This is a genomic window from Anaerovorax odorimutans (assembly GCF_024459955.1).
Taxonomy (GTDB): Bacteria; Bacillota; Clostridia; order Peptostreptococcales; family Anaerovoracaceae; genus Hominibacterium; species Hominibacterium odorimutans_A.
Map to the genome: position 1 here is coordinate 1 of NZ_JANFXK010000018.1, position 17,695 is coordinate 17,695.

Here is a 17,695-nt window from a genome sequence, read left to right on the forward strand (position 1 = left end):
GCGACCATGGACCCTGAATTCGCTCCTTGGTCGCAGATACCTCTCTGAACTGCGGCCATTTGCGACCAAATCGGCCGCTTGCTGCAGAATCCCGCGACCATGGACCCTGAATTCGCTCCTTGGTCGCAGATACCTCTCTGAACTGCGGTCATTTGCGACCAAGTCGGTCGCTTGCTGTAAAATCCTGCGACCATGGGCCCTGAATTTGCTCCTTGGTCGCAGATACCTCTCTGAACTGCGGGCATTTGCGACCAAATCGGTCGCTTGCTGTAAAACCCTGCGACCATGAAGCCTGAATTCGCACCTTGGTCGCAAATTTATTACTTTTTATTGAATTTATTACATTATATTCCACTCAAAGACGTTTGTCTACCACTTTTTCCACTTAAGTGGTGCCGGGAGCTCCGCTCCCGCCCAATCTTACACCCATTTTATGACCGCAAGGCGGTCATAAAATGAGGAAGGGGCCTGCCGCGAACCGGCAGGCCCCTTCCTCTCCTTTCAGAGCAAAAAGAAGCCGGGCTGCGAGCAGCCCGGCCATCCTTGTTAAACTATGTTATTCCGCCATTTTAGGAATTCTCTCTGCGATTACGTTCATCAGGCTGTCTGTGCAAGGCAGCGGATCAACGAATTTGGCGTCGCCGACTACGGCAAAGGCCGCGTCCTCTGTCGGAGCCAATGCCCCGCCCAGGATTTCGCCAACTTCCGCGTATTTGTACTTCGGCAGCATGTCGTCCATCTCATCGGAGATATCATACTCATCGTCCCAGTCAAAGTCTACTTCATAGACATGAGCGATTTCGGCAGCGATTTCCCAGTTGGAGAAATCCACTTCCTCAAAGATCGCCTGATCCACAGGCTGGAGTCTTCTCTCGGTGTTGGTATAAGTACCTTCCGTGCTGGCAAAGCCAGTGGCAGGAATGACTACATCCGCTTTAGAAGCTACTTCCGTCATATGGGTATCGGAAACCATCAGGAATTCCAGACCGGACAGATCCGCCTGCGGTTCTTCACCGAAGATCAGCAGGGCCTTTACGCCTTCCAGCGCTTCCGCTCCGTTGCGGATTCCCAGGTCAACAAGTCCCTGTGAATTGTTCTTGGATTTCACCTGAACGATACCGTCGCGAGGCGATCCGATATGGCCGGAAAGCATTGCGATATTGGCGATCATCGTCGCAGCCTCTGTTGTAACAAAGTTCTGTGTGAACACGATCATCGCTTTCTTGGCTTTGGCATACATTTCCGCAACACCGCCGCACTGTTCGCAGGTGGCCGCATCCTTCAAGCTGGCCGCAAACTCGTCGAAGCCGTCAGCATCGGAAGTCTTGCCCATATCCAGCAGGGATTTGGCAACGCCCTTTAAGAAGGTCAGCTCGTTATCCACATAGATCACTTTTTCAGCAAACTCGAAGTGCTGTTCATAACCTTCCGGGTTCACCAGAATCACTTTAGCGCCGTTTTCAGCTGCCTGTTTCAGTTTCAGCTGCATTACCGGGTTGGATACCGTATCAAAACCCGTTGCCAGAATCACATCTGTAGACAGCAGTTCGTCGATGGTATTTGGAGAAGCGTCAAAGCCCAGTACCGGCGCCAGACCGCTGGCTCTGTTGTTAAAGCAGAGGGTCTTGGCTCCCATAACCGCAGCCATCTTCTTCATGGCATAAGCCTCTTCATTGGTGTATCTGTCGGAAATAGCGACCGCAACCGCGTCTTTTCCGTATTTAGCAGCGATGGACTGGCATTTCTTAGCAATCAGTACCAATGCTTCGTGATAATCAGTCTCACGGAATCCCTTTTCATCTTTAACCAGCGGATCCGTCAGCTTATCTTCCAGCAGAGAGCAGTCAAAGCCCCATTTACCCTTTCCGCAGGCCAGACCGCGATTGACAGGGCCTTCCTTATCCGGATTGGATTTAATCAGCATATCGCCGTAGCTTTCCAAAAGCAGGCTACAGCCAACGGAGCAGTAGGAACAGGTGGTTTCCGTAACATCTGTATCCAGAGGAACCTCCTTGACCATTGTCGTTCTTTCCTGCAGCGCACCGGTCGGACAAACGCTGACGCACTGACCGCAGGATACGCAGCCCGATTCAACCAGTGGTTTTTCCAGAGTCGGTTTTACAACCGTGTCAAAGCCTCTATGTACCAGACCCAGAGCGCCGATGCCCATGACTTCGTCACAGACTCTTACGCACAGTCCGCAGAGGATGCACTTGTTCGGGTCGCGAACGATAAACGGATGATCGTCTTCAAAGTCGATCTTATTGATATCTCCCGCCAGACGGTCCGGCTTCACATCGTACTGGTTAGCCAGATCGATCAGCTTACATTCAAAGTAATCGTGGCAGCCGCATTCCAGACATCTGTGGGCTTCTTCTTCCGCCTGTTCTTCCGTGAATCCAACAGGAACCACTTCCGTAAAGTTATCTTTTCTCTCGTCAGCCGGCAGCACGTCATACTTCGGTCTGCACTGACGTTCTCTGTCTTCGAACGTTTTTTCCGTGATGTCGTCCCTTGTAACCACGTATGGCTTTTCATATTTTACTGATTCGCCATTGAGGTAAGCGTCGATGACAGCAGACGCTTTTCTGGCATCAGCAATGGCCTCCACTGCGATGGAGATCTTATCGTTACCGCAGTCGCCGCCTGCAAATACACCAGGCATGCTGGTCATGAAGGTTTCTTCATCATATGCGATGGCGTTCTTTCTCGTCTTGTCACATTCAAAGATGCTGGCATCTACCGCCTGACCGATGGCCAGGATCATGTTGTCGATGTCGATGGTTTCGGTCTTGCCTTCCACCGGAATCGGTCTTCTTCTTCCCGATTCATCCGGCTCGCCCAGCTCCATGATCTGCAGCACAACCTGCTTTACATGACCGTTTTCATCGGCTACGACTTCCAGCGGATTGGTCAGGTTCTTGAAGATAACGCCTTCTTCCTCCGCTTCTTCGATTTCCAGCATGTCGGCCGGCATCTCGTCTTTGGTACGTCTGTAGATATTGTAAACTTCCTTGGCTCCCAGTCTTACGGCTGTTCTGCAGGCGTCCATGGCAGTGTTTCCGCCGCCCACGATGGCAACCCGTTCGCCAAGTTCGATTTCTTCATTTCTTACGACTTTTCTCAGGAAGTCGATACCGCCGATTACGCCGTCAGCATCTTCGCCCTTGCAGCCTACGCCGGTGGAAACCCATGCGCCGATTCCCAAAAGAACCGCATCGTGATCCGCACGAATGGTATCAAACGGAATATCTACGCCGATTTTGGTATTGGTTATGATATTCACGCCCAGCTTTTCAATGATGGCGATTTCCATGTCCAGAACTTCTTTTGGAAGTCTGTATTCCGGAATACCGTAGCGCAGCATACCGCCGGCCTTTGGCATGGATTCGAAAATCGTCACATCGTGGCCCATCTGCTTTAAGAAATAAGCTGCGGAAAGTCCCATTGGACCGCCGCCGATTACAGCAACGCTCTTTCCGGTAGCCGGCTCGCATTCAGGCAGGAAGACTTCTTCATCCATCAGATCCTGATCCGCTGCGAAACGCTTGAGCATCTGAATGGAAATCGGCTCGTCGATCAGCCCTCTGCGGCACTCCTCTTCACAAGGATGGGGACAAACTCTTCCCAGTGACGCAGGAAGCGGAATCTTATCCTTTACCATCTCCAGAGCCGCGCCGTACTCGCCGTTGGCGATCAGGCCCACATAGCCCTGACAATCCGTCTGCGCCGGGCAAGCCAGCACGCAAGGCGGTCTGCAGTCGCCCACATGATTGGAGAGCAGCAGCTCCAGATTGGTCTTTCTCGATTCAATGACTCTCTCGGTGTTGGTACGAACCACCATATTCGGAGCGATCTCCGTGGCGCAGGCTTTGAGAAGCTTGGGGTTTCCTTCGGCCTCGCACATACAAAGACCACAGGAACCGTAGATCTTGGTCCGTTCGTCAAAGCAGAGAGTCGGTATAAAAATATCGTTTTCTCTGGCCACTTCCAGGATCGTCTGACCTGGAAGGCCCAGAACTTCTTTGCCGTCAATATTTAATCTGAATTTATTCATGGTCACATTCCTCCTCTCTTACTCTACCGTAATGGCGTCGAATTTGCAGCTTTCCAGACATCTGCCGCACTTCACGCACTTATCCTGATCAATAACGTGTTTTCCTTTAACTTCTCCGGAAATAGCGCCCACAGGACATTTCTTGGAGCAGAGAGTACATCCCTTGCAGGCATCGGTGATCTCATAAGTAATCAGTGCCTTACAGGATTTTGCCGTACATTTTTTCTTATAAATATGATCTTCATATTCGTTGCGGAAATAGCGGATGGTCGTCAGTACCGGGTTAGGCGCAGTCTGTCCCAGGCCGCACATGGATCCGTCCTTGATCTTGACCGCCAGCTCTTCCAAAAGCTCGATATCGCCGTCGCGTCCCTCGCCGTTGGTGATGCGTTCCAGGATTTCCAGCATTCTCTTAGTACCGATACGACAGTAGTTGCACTTACCGCAGGATTCTTTTCTGGTGAAATCCAGGAAATATCTTGCCATATCTACCATACAGGTAGTTTCATCCATTACGATCATACCGCCGGAACCTACGATAGCGCCGGTCTTGGTGATGTTTTCATAATCTACCGGAGTATCGATCAGGCTGGCAGGAATACAGCCGCCGGACGGTCCGCCCATCTGAACAGCCTTGAATTCCTTATCGTTTTTAATTCCCCCGCCGATTCCGTAAATGACTTCTCTCAGCGGCAGGCCCATCGGAACCTCCACAAGTCCGCCCTTCTTGATCTTTCCAGCCAGAGCGAACACCTTGGTTCCCTTGGATTTTTCCGTACCCATAGCGCCGAAAGCAGCACCGCCATTGAAGAGAATCCAGGGAACGTTGGCCAGGGTCTCTACATTATTGATATCGGTCGGCTTCTGCCAGTAACCCTTTGCGGCAGGGAAAGGAGGCTTTAATCTCGGCATACCTCTTTCGCCTTCCAGAGACGCGATCAGAGCTGTTTCTTCACCGCATACGAACGCACCGGCGCCAGCTTTGATACGGATGTCAAAATCAAATCCGCTTCCGAACAGATTCTTGCCCAGGAAACCTTTTTCCCTGGCCTGATCCATGGCGATTTCAAGTCTCTTGATGGCCAGCGGATATTCCGCACGGCAGTAGATAACGCCTTCACTTGCTCCCATGGCATATCCCGCAATGATCATGCCTTCCAGCAGGGAGTGAGGGTCGCCTTCGAGAACGGAACGGTCCATGAACGCGCCCGGGTCTCCTTCGTCCGCGTTGCAGACCAGATATTTTTCATTTCCAGGGCTCTGCTTGGCCGCGTTCCACTTGAACCAGGTCGGGAATCCCGCGCCGCCTCTTCCCCGCAGTCCTGAGACTTTGATTTCTTCGATAACATCCTCAGGAGTCATGGAAGTTACTACTTTTTCAATGGCCTTATAACCATCCACAGCTATGTATTCTTCAATGTTTTCCGGGTTAATCACGCCGCAGTTTCTCAGCACGACCCGCTGCTGTTTTTCTATGAATTTCTTATCTTCTTCGGAAATCGCCATGTCTTTCGCAGGCTCACCCTTCGCCAGGTGGCTGTCAACGATGTCCGCTACGTTTTCCGGCTGTACCTTGACATATCTGGTCAAGTCGCCGTTATCCTCATATACATCAACGATCGGTTCCAAATAGCATGTACCTACGCAACCCGTAATATCAACGTCTACGTTGAGGTTTTTGTCCGCGATCTGTTTTTCAAATTCCGCAGCTGTTTTTTTGGCACCTGTCGCAACGCCGCAGCTGCCCTGTCCGATTATAACCTTCATACCGCTCTTCACCTCCTACGCTCTTTCCCGGATCTCTGCCAGAACGTCCTTGACAGAATCTTTTGTCAGATTGCCGTAGGTCTCATCGCCGTCGGCACTTTTAACCATCATAACAGGAGCCAGGGAGCAGCAGCCCAGACAGGCCACGTTGTTCAGTGTGAACAAGCCGTCCTCCGTTGTCTCTCCGTCCTGGATATTTAAATATTCACAGATTGATTCTTCGATCGTGTCCGCCCCGTTTACGTGACAGGCTGTTCCCTTACAGAGCATAATCAGATACTTTCCGATCGGCTTTAGTCTGAACTGGGAATAGAAAGTGGCAACGCCGTAAATTTTGGCAGGTTTAATGCCTGTTGCCTCGGATATGTAATTGATAGCGTCAAAAGACAGATATCCATAAATATCCTGAGCTTTCTGAAGAATTGTGATCAAGCTGCCAGGGACTTTCGCGTATTTGTCCAGTACCGGTGCTAGTTCCGTAAACTGTTCTGGCTGATTCTGCCCACAGCAGCAACCTTTTTCACTCATGTTAGTAACCTCCTAATAAATTTCATCGTCATACCTTTACAACGTGCAATATAGTCATTGTATCAAAGAAAAGACATAAAAGCAATTGGTTGAAGCGGAATTAATGTCAGAAAAATATCAATTTTTTCTCTTTTTAGTAAGAAACCGGTTACACGGTTGAAAAACCCGGGGTTTTTGGCATATTAAAATTTACTGTTTCCAGGGGGTTCCACCCCCTTCTTACCTCTGAAGGTTTGTATCTTGGGCACGGCTCCGCTATAATATTAACGATGAAATTTATCATTTATCCTGAAAGGAAGATCAAGCAATGAATACGGAATACTATAAAGTTTTTTTGAAGGTTCTTGAGACAGGAAATATTTCAAAAGCTGCGCAGCAGCTGGGTTATACTCAATCCGGCGTCAGCCATATCATCAGCAAGCTGGAGACGCAGCTGGAGCTGACACTTCTATATCGGGAAAGAAGCGGAATTTCCATAACAGAGCAGGCAAAACCTCTGGTTCCGCTCATGAAGTCTGTCCTTGAATCTGAAAGACTCATTTTTAAGACTGCCGCAGAAGAGAGGGAAAGTTTCCTGATCCGGCTGGTGACGATCCATTCCATCGCCATATCCTGGCTGCCGCAGATGCTTTCGGATTTTCAGACCATGCTGCCTGCGGTCCGTTTTGAGATCATAGAGAAAAGCAAATACCCTGAGATTGAGGATCTCATAATTAATGGCGATGTGCATTGCGGCTTTTCGGTTGAAACAAATAATCCCCGTATCCGCTTTACGCCTGTCTTTCAGGACGATTACTGTGTCATTCTTCCTCAAAAGCATCCTTTAACAGCCTTGAAAAATATTTCACCCGATGAACTAAAAGGCTACCCGTTCCTCCTTCCTGAGGAGGGCGTTACCAATAAAAGTCTCGAGGATATCATTAAACAGCTTAATATCAAACAGGATCTGACGACGAACACGCTGGATGACCTGATGACACTTTCTCTGGTTGAACAGGGATGGGGTATCAGCATCGTTCCCCGGCTTGTTGCCGATGTATCCAAAAGCCATGTTGTCATACGCACGCTGGACGGTCCTTACTATCGTACGATTGCCTTTGCCCTTTCCGAGGGGAGTAAAGCAACTCCGGTGCTGAAATCATTTCTCGACTTCATTCCTCAATGGATCTCTCAGCATATTAATTCTGGTATGAAAAAATGAACTGCTTATATGAAAAAGACTTGTTTTACAGATGTCATTCAGAAACGTATGATTAAATCACCAACGAAACGAGGTGACTGGTATGAAAAAATCCTACCCTTACAGACTGACTGTTTTTATGGGCGTAGCGGGGCTATCCTTTTCTTCAATCCTGGCCAAGCTTTCCACCGCCCCATCAATGGTCGTTTCCCTTTATCGCACACTTCTTGCGGTGTTGTTTTTAGCTCCTTTTGCGATTCGGCACAGATGTGAAATCAAGTCTATGGACGGCAGGGACATATTGTTTTGCCTCCTGGGAGGCCTTTGTTTCGGCTGTCATTTTTCGCTGTATTGCGAGTCCGTAAAATATACGGCGATTACCTCTGCCACAATGCTCATTGACTGCGAGATTCTTTTTGTCGCTCCCGTTATGCGGGTATTTTTTGGGGAAAGGTTTTCCAGAGTGGGGATTTCGGGAATTTTTTTGACGTTGACCGGAAGTTTGATCATTACTGTCAGCGGTTTCCAACAGGGGGATGATGCCGTTTGGGGGAATTTGCTGGCCTGCGCCGGGGCTTTTTTCCTGGCCATGTTTACAATTTTGGGGAAAGTATGCCGTACTCGCATTTCCAACAGCAGTTATTCCTTTTTCGTCTATCTCGGAGCATCCGGAACGCTGCTTATCGCATTGTTCTTTTTACGTACACCGCTGATGGGATATGATCCCATCAATTATCTGATTGCTTTAGGATTCACCGTGCTGTGTACCTTCGGCGGCCATGCCATATTCAGCTGGGCACTGAAATATGTTCGGGCATCGTTCGTCTCCACGGCAAAACTTCTGGAACCGGCCTTTGCCTCTATCTTCGCATTTCTGATCTTTGATCAGGTTCCATCGTTTACTGTTATTGCCGGTGGTTTGACCGTTATAGCAGGAGTTGCTGTTTACGCCAGAGGAGGTGTTGAAAATGATAAATAAAAGAGAAGAAAAAAGATGCGAGCAAATTTCTGTGTCAAAGCAGAATCTTTGTATTGCTGTCTTCTGTCTGCATGGCGCTCTAACTGGTTCTGCATACTGCAGGAGGCCAAAGCCGATCAGAGAAGCGGCTTTGAAACCATGCTGCGGCAATTTTCTTATCTTGATGCAGGATTCCGCCGCTGCTGTGGAACATAAGCGGGACATCTAACGCCGATGGTTTTCCCACCTCAGCCGATTAAAACGCAGCGACGCTTTATAACCCACAGCAAAGGATATAACTGCCAGCGCAAAGGTTATGACAAGCACGATACTCCCGCCCTGCGTCAAAAGGCTTCCGCCTCTGACAGGAAAAAAGGCTTCACGTTTCATATTCTGCCACATGCAGATATGGAAAAGAACGAGTACCGCAGAGCTTCCCAGCCACCACGCCCACCAAAGACCGGCGGTACGGATAAAAATCAGAGGAAGTGACAAAAAGACAATAGAGCAAAAGAATATAAAGGCATATGCGTCAAAAAAAGCGCGCCAAAGCTGCCCGCATTCATCCGTCCGGCACAGACTTAGGGCCGTAATAATGACCGCGCACAGTAAAATCAATACCAGCCAGAGCACCTTAATACCGTAAACATAGTTTACCTGCTGCCGATAACCCTGACAAAAACGGGAAAAAGAACTGTGCCAGTCCCGGCAGAGAAAATACAAATCGAATACAACGCAAAGACTAATGATATAAAAAACTACGAAACTGCCGGGAATCGTAGCGTCCATCCCAATTAAAGCCGCAACCGTGACAATCAGCCACACGCCCCATCTTGCAGGAAACTCTTTTTTACCCCTGCGCCAGGGTTTCCACCCCATCTCTTTAAAATACAGCCCCAGGGCCGTTCCCAAATTTTTCATCCGCTTCTCTCCTCCCCGTATTCCATGCTCCCGCCCTACAGCTTTTGACCGGCAGAATTACCCCTTTTTTCCGCAAATTTTTTTGAAGTCAATCTCCATCACGAACAGCGAAGCGATCAATAGCACTGCCCCCGCATAAGCTCTGGGCAGCAGCACTTCTCCGGCCAGAAAGAAGGCCACCACGCCTGCGAATACCGGTTCCAGGGCGAAGATGACGCCCACGTGGGAAGCGCTGGTATACTGCTGAGCTATAGTCTGAACAATAAAGGCAACACCCGTGCAGAAAACCGCAAGAAACAGCACCGATCCCCAGACCGCGCCATTTCCCGGGAAATGAGGTTCTTCTGTGATAAAAGCCAGAATCAGATTAAACGCCCCTGTGAAACCCAGCTGAAATACGCCCAGCTGAAAAGCGTCCACCTCCTCCTTATTCACTGCTGTTTCCGTAAGCAGCAGATCGACCGCATAGGCCACTGCGCACATAATGCAGAGGATATCGCCCAGTGCCGGCTTCAACTGTTCATTGAGGGTCAGAAGACCGATGCCCACGAGGCACATAACCACCACCACAGCCAGCTTTTTATCCGGGATCTGTTTTTTAAAGAAAAAGGCCATGATTGGCGTGAATACCACCGTCAGCGCACATAGAAATCCCGAATTGGACAGACTGGTGTGCATGACCCCGAAGGTCACCCCTATGTATGCGGTAACCAGAACCAGTCCCACAAACAGGCTGTATTTCATAGTGGTCTTATTGACCGTTTTCAGTTTTGGAAAGGCAATGACGCCGGCAATCACAAACGCTCCCAGAAAACGAAAAGCGTTCAGGGTAAAGGGCCCCAGATCCGCAAGGCTCAAATCCATCAGATAATAGGAGACTCCCCAGCAAAGGGTCACCACCACCAGCATCAGGTCCGCTTTCACTTGTTTCGTCATATTCACGCCTCATCTCAATCTTATTTTATCATATCTCCGCCACAAACAGCTCCAGAGCCAGGGTCTGATCCAAAAGCCCCGTTTTAATGTTTCCATCGATCTCATAGGCTTTGGACAAAATCCGTTTCAGGCCGTCTGTCGAATATTTTTCCGTTACGCTCATGGCTTTTTTGATACGGAATTCATGGACGCCCAGCATCTTCTGCATTTGGGAAAGGTTCATGCCCTCCTCCCGCATTTCCTTTACCTCCAGAATCAGCTCCAGCTGAGAGGAAATAAGCGCCAGAAGGCGGTAGACACCTTCACCGCTGACCAGCAGATTGTGCAGCAGCCGGTACGCCTCGTCCTTGCGGTTACGGCTGATAGCGTCCAACATGGCAAACACATTGGTCTCCAGGTTGGTGGAAATCGTCAGAGCCACGTCCGCGGATACGATCTCATCGCCGCTGCTGTGGGCGATCACCTTCTTGATGTCATTCTCCAGATTATATAAATTATAGTCAATCTCTTTGTTGCCGTACCCGCTGTCCTGGATCAGCATGTCGATAACCGAATTGCGGCACAGCTTCCCCGACGCCTTAAATCTTTTCATAATGAAGGATTTGAGCTGGGCGCCGCTCAGCGGTCCGAAGTCGTATACCCTCCCCAATTTGCCGACAGCTGTCTGAAGCTTGCTCTTTTTCTTGTTTTTCGGATCAGGCATTCCCGCGGTTATAATCAAGAGACAGGTTTCGGGAATATCCTTAAAATATTCCAGCAGCTCTTTTTCATCGCTTTCGGAAAAACCTTTCAGCTTTTGCCCCAGCGCCGGCGGAAACTCCGGTATCAGTACCACCCTCCTGGGGGACATCATACTGAGAGTTTCGCAGCTTTCGCGAATGGAATCTATCGTCAGGCGTTCCGGGTCCAGTCGGGTAAAATCCAGGCTTTCACAGGCCTTGTTTATATATTTGTCCAGCAGAAGATCCGCCGCCCAGTGTACCAGATACTGTTCTTCCCCGCACAGCAGCACCAGATTGGGGATGTCTCCCGCTTTCACATCCTTTCCAATCGTCTGGAAAGCGTGTTCTTTTTTCTTAAAATTTTGATAAGATGCCATTTAAACCTCTATTCCATCATTTTTTGTACAGAAATACCTCTGCCGCCTTTTCCCATACATATGCCAATGGCGCCGGAGGTATCGTTCCTATATACCATTATATCCTTTTCCCTGCATTTTTCAATAACAGCCTGTGAGGGGTGGCCGAAATTATTTTTTCCCACCTGAATCACCGCCATTTTGGGAGACACGGCCTCCAGAAAATCCTCCGTGGAGCTGTATTTACTGCCATGATGGGCCACCTTCAAAATTTCAGACCTGAGCGTGTCCCGCCCGGCATAATCCTCCATGAGAGCCCGTTCACCCTGCTGGTCGATGTCTCCTGTTATCAGCAGGGAAACCGGACCGTACCTCAGTTTCATAATAAGGCTTGCCGCGTTTTCATCTTCCTCTTCCGCCGCTATTTTTTCATATTCCTCTTCCGAAGCCCTCTGCGGGGCCAGAATATCCAGAAACACCCCTTCTCCCAGCTTCACGCTCTGTCCGCCGTGCAAATAAAGAAATTCTGTGCCCGTCTCTTTCACCAGTTCCCCTTCCTTTATCCGATTTCCCTCGTAGACGCCGATTTTTTCGATCATTCCCTCTTTCGCCAGCGATCGGATTCCGCCGTAGTGGTCTTCGTGGAGATGGGTGGCAAAGGCCGCGTCCACTTTTCGGACTCCGTTTTTCAGAAGATACGGTTTCAAAATCTTTTTGCCCACATCGTAGCTGATGCTGCCGCCGCCGTCAAAAAGATAGTTGCGGCCCTCAGCCGTTCGGACATGAACGCAGTCGCCCTGCCCCACGTCTACAAACACCATCTCTGCCCCGGAAAAGCCATCGTCCGCTGCCGCCGCCATTATTCCCGACAGCAGTACCACGGTTAAAGCCCCTGCTGCCAGAGTTTTTGCCTTTTTCCTGATAAACAGAATGCGCCCTTTTTCGCAGACTCCCAAAAACAGCAGTCCATAATATAAGGAAAGCAAAAAAACCGGCGGGCTCGTCACATCGAAAGAAGTCTTTCCTCCCGCATAAAAAAGGCTGTTAATCCATATGAGCATCCGGCAGCCCTGTTCCAGAAAAACGGCGCCCATTCCGAAGATGGTATCCGATACACAGGAGACGATCAGCATGCCGATTCCCACAGGAAGTAATACTCCCGCCAGAAAAATAACCGGTACATTGACAAAAAAGGCGCCCAGAGACACGTAGTTGAACACATAGGCCGTATAGGGAAGCATGCCCGCCTGAATCGCCAGGGAAGAGAGAAAAATTCCCTGATACCATCTGCCGATGAAGGGCAGGATCACGCCCAGCGAAGCAATTGCCAAAAAGGACAGCTGAAATCCGATGTGAAAGAGCTGCAGGGGATTGGCGCAGAGCATCAGCAGAAAGGTGAACGCCGCCGCAGAGAGCAGATCGTAGCGTCGATGAAGAATCTTCGCGCCTAAATGAATGGTTATCATCAAACCGGCCCGCACTACGGAAGGCGAAAAATCCGCCAGCGCCGCATACGCCAGAAGAAAAAACAAGATCCCGAGATAAAAAAGCATTCCTTTTTTTCCCCGCCATAAAAAAGCCAGAAACCCATAGACAATGCCTATGTGCAGACCGCTGACAGCCAGAATATGCGCAGTTCCGTTCTTCTGAAAATCTTCATACATGTCCTCCGGCAGAGCTGACCGGTCCCCGAAGATCATAGCCATTGCCATGGCTTTTATCTCCGGCTTTACGCAAGCCTCCAGCTTCCGCTCAAAGCGCCCCTTTATCCGGGCTGTAAATTTGATATACGCGGCCTGTTTTCCTCCCGCGGGTTCCAGAAAAGACGCAGTCATGACCGTGCGGATTCCGCAGGTTTGAAGATACAGGCGATAGTCGAAACACCCGGGATTGCGCCGGGCCTGCGGCAGCTCGGGAATACCGCCGAACATGACCCGGCAGCCGGCCAGCTGCCTGTAATCCTCAAGCTTTCCGTAATAGCGAACAAGCACCCTGCTCCCTCTCGTTTTCACCGTCATTGCATAGCCACGGTCTTTCTGCGCGATATCTGTAACCACACCCTCTATTTGGATCTGTTTTCCCACCTGCTGCTCAATCGGGTCCGGGCGGTCCAGCCAATACTGGGTCCACCAGCCTGCCACTGAAAAAACGCACAGAAAAACGCAGGCCTTCACCAAAACGTTCCGATCTTTTACTGCTTTCCTTCCCAGTATTAACAGCATCGCGGCCTCTGTCAGAATCCCCAGCCACAGGATCTTTTCCCCGTGAGAAAAAAATGCCGCCGTTATTCCTCCGCCAAAAGCTGTGGCAATCAATATCATCGGTCTTCTCAAATGTCTTACCTCAAAGACATCCGCGCTTCTCCTGCGGGCTGCTTACAACAGAATTATAATATACCATTTTATGGAAATTTTCAACCCGATAACCTTAATTTTCTCTTACGGAAATCGAAAGAATCCGATAAAACATTTAACTTTTCCCTTCTTCTATGGTATAATTCAGACTGAATATATTGGTTACAGGAGGATAAGATTTTGGCAGATAAATTCAACAAAAATTCAAGTTCTGATGATATAAACGAGTTTTTCGCCGAGTTTGAGAAGGTAGACGGACCCGCTGATTCCCAACCGGACAAGAAAACGGAACCAAAGGGATCGGAAAACAGCGAACCGGCTTCGACTCCCTCTCGCGCAGCGCGTTCCGCGGAAAGCTCCCGGGCGGCAAGAAGCAAAGAAAAGCCCGCTTCCGACACATCATCAAAAAAAGGCAAGAAAAGCAAAAAAAAGAAAGAGAAAAAGCCGATGAGTAAAAAGAAAAAAGTCTTTACCATCATCGGACTGGCAATTCTTGCTTTGATTCTGATCGGAGTAATCTATGTCGGTGTACTGATCCTGACAGCGGGAACCCACAGCATTGATGCCGACAATATCTACGAACGTCTGTATCAGCGCTCTACCATCTACGATGATGAGGGCAAGGAAATTGAGAGCGTGTTCTCCGAAGAGGGTAACCGTGCCAACGTGGCTTATGATGAAATGCCGGAAAATCTGGTCAATGCCATCGTCGCCATTGAGGATAAGACCTTCTGGAAACATCATGGTTTTAACTTTGTCCGTATTATGGGGGCAATTAAAGACAGTGTTTTCGGAGGGGGACAGATCAGCGGCACCAGTACACTGAGCCAGCAGCTGGCCCGTAACGTATACCTCAGTGAAACCAAGAGCCAGCGATCTCTGAATCGAAAGGTTCTGGAAGCATATTATACGGTCCTCATTGAAAAAAGCATGTCCAAGGAGCAGATCGTAGAAGCTTATCTCAACACCATTTATCTGGGATTCAACAGTTACGGTGTGGAATCGGCTTCCCAGGCTTATTTCGGCAAGAGCGTGAAAAAGCTGGATCTTCTGGAATGCGTGGCACTGGCATCCCTGCCGCAGTCACCGGACGCTTTTGCTCTGGTAAAATCCTATCCTGTGGGAACCGTTGAAGTGGCAAAGAAGGATATTCTGGCCGAATCAGACAGCATCGTGTACGCATATAACGGCGATCTGTCCAACGACAGACGGCAGCTGACCCTGAAAAACATGGCGGAGCAAGGCTACATAAGCCAGGAAGAGGCAGACAAGGCCTCAAAAGAAAACCTTAAGAAGAGCATGAAAGTTACTGCTGACAAAGGCAGCGGATTCTCCTCTTACTTTACGGATTTCGCCATCGACCAGATCACGGCCGATGTTATGGAAGAATACGGATGGCCTAAGTCCGAAGCCAGAGAGTTCATCTACCGTAAAGGCCTGAAGATCTATACCACCATGAACAAGAGCGCCCAGAGGATTGCTGAAAAGGAATTTGAAAAGGGTTACAATTTCCCAAGGGTTACCAATGTAAGAAAGGACAGCGACGGAAACATCCTCAACAGCAAGACCGGCAAGATCATCCTCTATGATTATGATGATTATTTCAACAGCAAGGATCAGTTCGTCCTCAAAAAGAACGAATACAAGAAGAACAGCGATGGCAGCATAACCGTTTACAAGGATAAGCGCCTCAAGTTCTACGATATAACAACCGGCGGCAAGAAGGATGTCAGCATGACCTTCAAATCTATGTACCAGCAGAAAGACGGCAAATACTATACCATTGAAGAGGGTGGTGCAGTCTCTGTTCCTCAGGGATATAAGAGCAAGGATGCCAGCGGCAACTGCGTCATCTCCGCCAAATTCTTCAAGGATTATCCGGAATTCTTCAAGGAGAAGGACGGAAAGCTGATTGTCAGCTCCAAGAATTACACCTTAAAGCAAAAGGTCGTACAGCCGCAGTCAGCGGTGGTTATCATGGACTATAAGTCCGGCGGAGTAAAAGCAATGGTCGGCGGCCGCGGCACCGACGGCAAGATGCTCTTTAACAGAGCTCTGAAGCCTCGTCAGCCGGGCTCCTCCATCAAACCGCTTGCTGTTTATTCCTCCGGTCTGCAGAGCTCCTACAACGCTGCCGAAAAGGGCGAGACCATGAGTCTGTCCAATTCCGACGGCAGCAATTGGGGCAAGTATATTACCGCCGGCAGCGTCATCAACGATGCTCCGATGGTAGTCAACGGCAGAACCTGGCCGAAGAACTGGTACAGCGGTTACCGCGGGCGCATGACGCTGCGGACCGCCGTGGAGCAGTCGGTAAACGTCTGCGCGGTTAAGACTTATCAGCAGATGGGACCGGAATTCCCGATTTCCCAGCTGAAAAAGATGGGCGTTTCCACGCTGGTGGAAGACGGAGCTACCAATGACATGAACCCGGCCGCACTGGCGTTGGGAGGTATGACCAAGGGTATCAAGCCCATTGAAATGGCCGCTGCCTATGGCATCTTCCCCAATGCGGGAACCTATACGGAACCGGTTGCTTATACGAAGATCACCAACAGCAACGACGAAGTTCTCTTTGATAAAACTCCGAAAACGGAGCAGGTTCTGGATAAAGGCGTTGCCTATATCATGACTGACATCCTGCGAAGCGTTGTTACCAACGGACTCGGTAAAACAGCTTCCTTTGGAGGTCAGCCGGTAGCCGGTAAGACCGGTACGACATCCGATAACTTCGACGCGTGGTTCGTAGGCTTTACGCCGCAATATACTGCCGCCGTATGGATCGGAAACGACGTCAACATTGAGCTGGCGGAAGGTTCCGCAGCTGCGGCCCGTCTGTGGAGGACCATCATGAGCCAGGTATGCGCAGGTGAGCCTTACGGTAAATATCCGGAAAGGCCGGATAATGTAAGCCGGGTAAACGGAGAGTATTACACCGACGGAACCTATTCCCGCGTTTCAAAACCAAGCTCTTCCTCCTCTGAGGAAAAAGAGTCTTCCTCCTCTGAGAAGAAAAAAGGCACAACGAAACGGGTGGTAAGGCCGACGACTCAGGCTCCGACTCAGGCCCCAACTCAGGCTCCAACGAAGGCCCCAACTCAAGCTCCAACGAAGGCACCAACCCAGCCTCCAACTACCAACCAGGAAAACAACGGAAATTAATAAAGTTAAAAAAGACTTCGCAGAACAATGCGAGGTCTTTTTCTTATTATTTATGTTCTGTCGGCAAGAGGCCATGGTAACTTTCCGCTAAAATTGAAGCCTTTTTTAGCAATATACATATTTGTTCAACAACGGGTTCATTTCGGCCTTGTTGTTGAGGTATTTCCAAGGCTTTCAGCCTCTGCTCCTATCCAAAACTGCCTATTGATCCAATTTCTATACCCGCATGGTTCCAAATCCTTGAAAAAAGGTCAACAAGAATCTGTTTTTTCTCTGCGTGTTGATAAAAATAGCAATTTGCCTTTTGAGAAGGTTTTCATATGCTCCGTTTCCTTCATCAAAACCGATAAATTAAAAAATACCTGCGCTTTAAACGCGCAGGCAGTTGTTCCCTTTATCCTATCGGATCGACTTGGGATTAAAAATCAGAGCGATCAGGTAGCCCCAGGCAATTGCGACTGTGATACCTCCCGATGCGGCTTTCACCCCTCCGGTAATAGCTCCCAGCAGACTTTCTTTGGCACCTTCCATAGCGCCTTTAGCCAGTGCGTAGCCGAACCCGGGCAGCGGAACTCTCGCTCCGGTCTGAGCCAGCTGAACCAGCGGTTCGTACAGATGCAATCCCTGCAGGATCGCGCCGGACACCACCAACAGAACTAAAACCCGCGGCGCTGTCAGCTTGGTCACATCCATCAGAATCTGGCCGATGACGCAGATAGCGCCGCCTATTAAAAATGTATATACATACTCCATA

13 protein-coding genes are annotated in these 17,695 nt (G+C 49.5%); 3 read left to right on the top strand and 10 right to left on the bottom strand.

What is annotated here, in order from left to right:
• The 4 genes from NE619_RS14250 to nuoE form a co-directional block, all read right to left on the bottom strand.
• Positions 1 to 194 (bottom strand): hypothetical protein (locus tag NE619_RS14250; protein ID WP_256133113.1); only part of this gene is annotated, 194 nt, incomplete at its 3' end.
• Between the two features lie 362 nt (positions 195 to 556).
• A complete protein-coding gene (locus NE619_RS14255) occupies positions 557 to 4,057 on the bottom strand; it encodes a molybdopterin-dependent oxidoreductase (protein ID WP_256133114.1) in 3,501 nt (1,166 codons plus the stop codon).
• Positions 4,058 to 4,075: 18 nt separating this feature from the next.
• Positions 4,076 to 5,824 (bottom strand): NADH-quinone oxidoreductase subunit NuoF, encoded by a 1,749-nt coding sequence (gene nuoF / locus NE619_RS14260; protein ID WP_305146645.1) that lies wholly within the window; start codon positions 5,822 to 5,824, stop codon positions 4,076 to 4,078.
• A gap of 15 nt (positions 5,825 to 5,839) precedes the next feature.
• Positions 5,840 to 6,352: an NADH-quinone oxidoreductase subunit NuoE gene (gene nuoE, locus NE619_RS14265; RefSeq protein ID WP_256133116.1), complete on the bottom strand. Its 513-nt coding sequence runs from the start codon at positions 6,350 to 6,352 to the stop codon at positions 5,840 to 5,842.
• Between the two features lie 307 nt (positions 6,353 to 6,659).
• Between nuoE and NE619_RS14270 the strand changes: the two genes are divergently transcribed.
• Positions 6,660 to 7,553 (top strand): LysR family transcriptional regulator, encoded by an 894-nt coding sequence (locus NE619_RS14270; protein ID WP_256133117.1) that lies wholly within the window; start codon positions 6,660 to 6,662, stop codon positions 7,551 to 7,553.
• A gap of 82 nt (positions 7,554 to 7,635) precedes the next feature.
• Positions 7,636 to 8,511 (top strand): DMT family transporter, encoded by an 876-nt coding sequence (locus tag NE619_RS14275; protein ID WP_256133118.1) that lies wholly within the window; start codon positions 7,636 to 7,638, stop codon positions 8,509 to 8,511.
• Between the two features lie 204 nt (positions 8,512 to 8,715).
• Here NE619_RS14275 and NE619_RS14280 read toward each other — a convergent pair whose 3' ends face one another.
• The 5 genes from NE619_RS14280 to NE619_RS14300 all read right to left on the bottom strand — a co-directional run bounded on the left by NE619_RS14280 (position 8,716) and on the right by NE619_RS14300 (position 14,258).
• On the bottom strand, positions 8,716 to 9,411 hold the full coding sequence (locus tag NE619_RS14280; protein WP_256133119.1) for a hypothetical protein: 696 nt from the start codon (positions 9,409 to 9,411) through the stop codon (positions 8,716 to 8,718).
• A gap of 57 nt (positions 9,412 to 9,468) precedes the next feature.
• Complete coding sequence (locus tag NE619_RS14285) at positions 9,469 to 10,347, bottom strand: DMT family transporter (protein WP_256133121.1); 879 nt, start codon at positions 10,345 to 10,347, stop codon at positions 9,469 to 9,471.
• Between the two features lie 28 nt (positions 10,348 to 10,375).
• Positions 10,376 to 11,446 (bottom strand): DNA polymerase III subunit delta, encoded by a 1,071-nt coding sequence (holA, locus tag NE619_RS14290; protein WP_256133122.1) that lies wholly within the window; start codon positions 11,444 to 11,446, stop codon positions 10,376 to 10,378.
• Between the two features lie 8 nt (positions 11,447 to 11,454).
• Complete coding sequence (locus NE619_RS14295) at positions 11,455 to 13,758, bottom strand: DNA internalization-related competence protein ComEC/Rec2 (RefSeq protein WP_256133123.1); 2,304 nt, start codon at positions 13,756 to 13,758, stop codon at positions 11,455 to 11,457.
• Positions 13,759 to 13,838: 80 nt separating this feature from the next.
• Entirely contained in the window at positions 13,839 to 14,258 is a 420-nt protein-coding gene (locus NE619_RS14300) for a hypothetical protein (protein ID WP_256133125.1), read from the bottom strand.
• Here NE619_RS14300 and NE619_RS14305 point away from each other — a divergent pair.
• On the top strand, positions 14,227 to 16,941 hold the full coding sequence (locus NE619_RS14305; RefSeq protein ID WP_256133126.1) for a transglycosylase domain-containing protein: 2,715 nt from the start codon (positions 14,227 to 14,229) through the stop codon (positions 16,939 to 16,941). The two genes, NE619_RS14300 and NE619_RS14305, sit on opposite strands and share 32 nt — an antisense overlap.
• A gap of 399 nt (positions 16,942 to 17,340) precedes the next feature.
• On the opposite strand, the gene spoVAE is transcribed toward NE619_RS14305, so the two are convergent.
• A complete protein-coding gene (gene spoVAE / locus NE619_RS14310) occupies positions 17,341 to 17,694 on the bottom strand; it encodes a stage V sporulation protein AE (RefSeq protein WP_256133127.1) in 354 nt (117 codons plus the stop codon).
• Position 17,695: the final 1 nt, after the last annotated feature.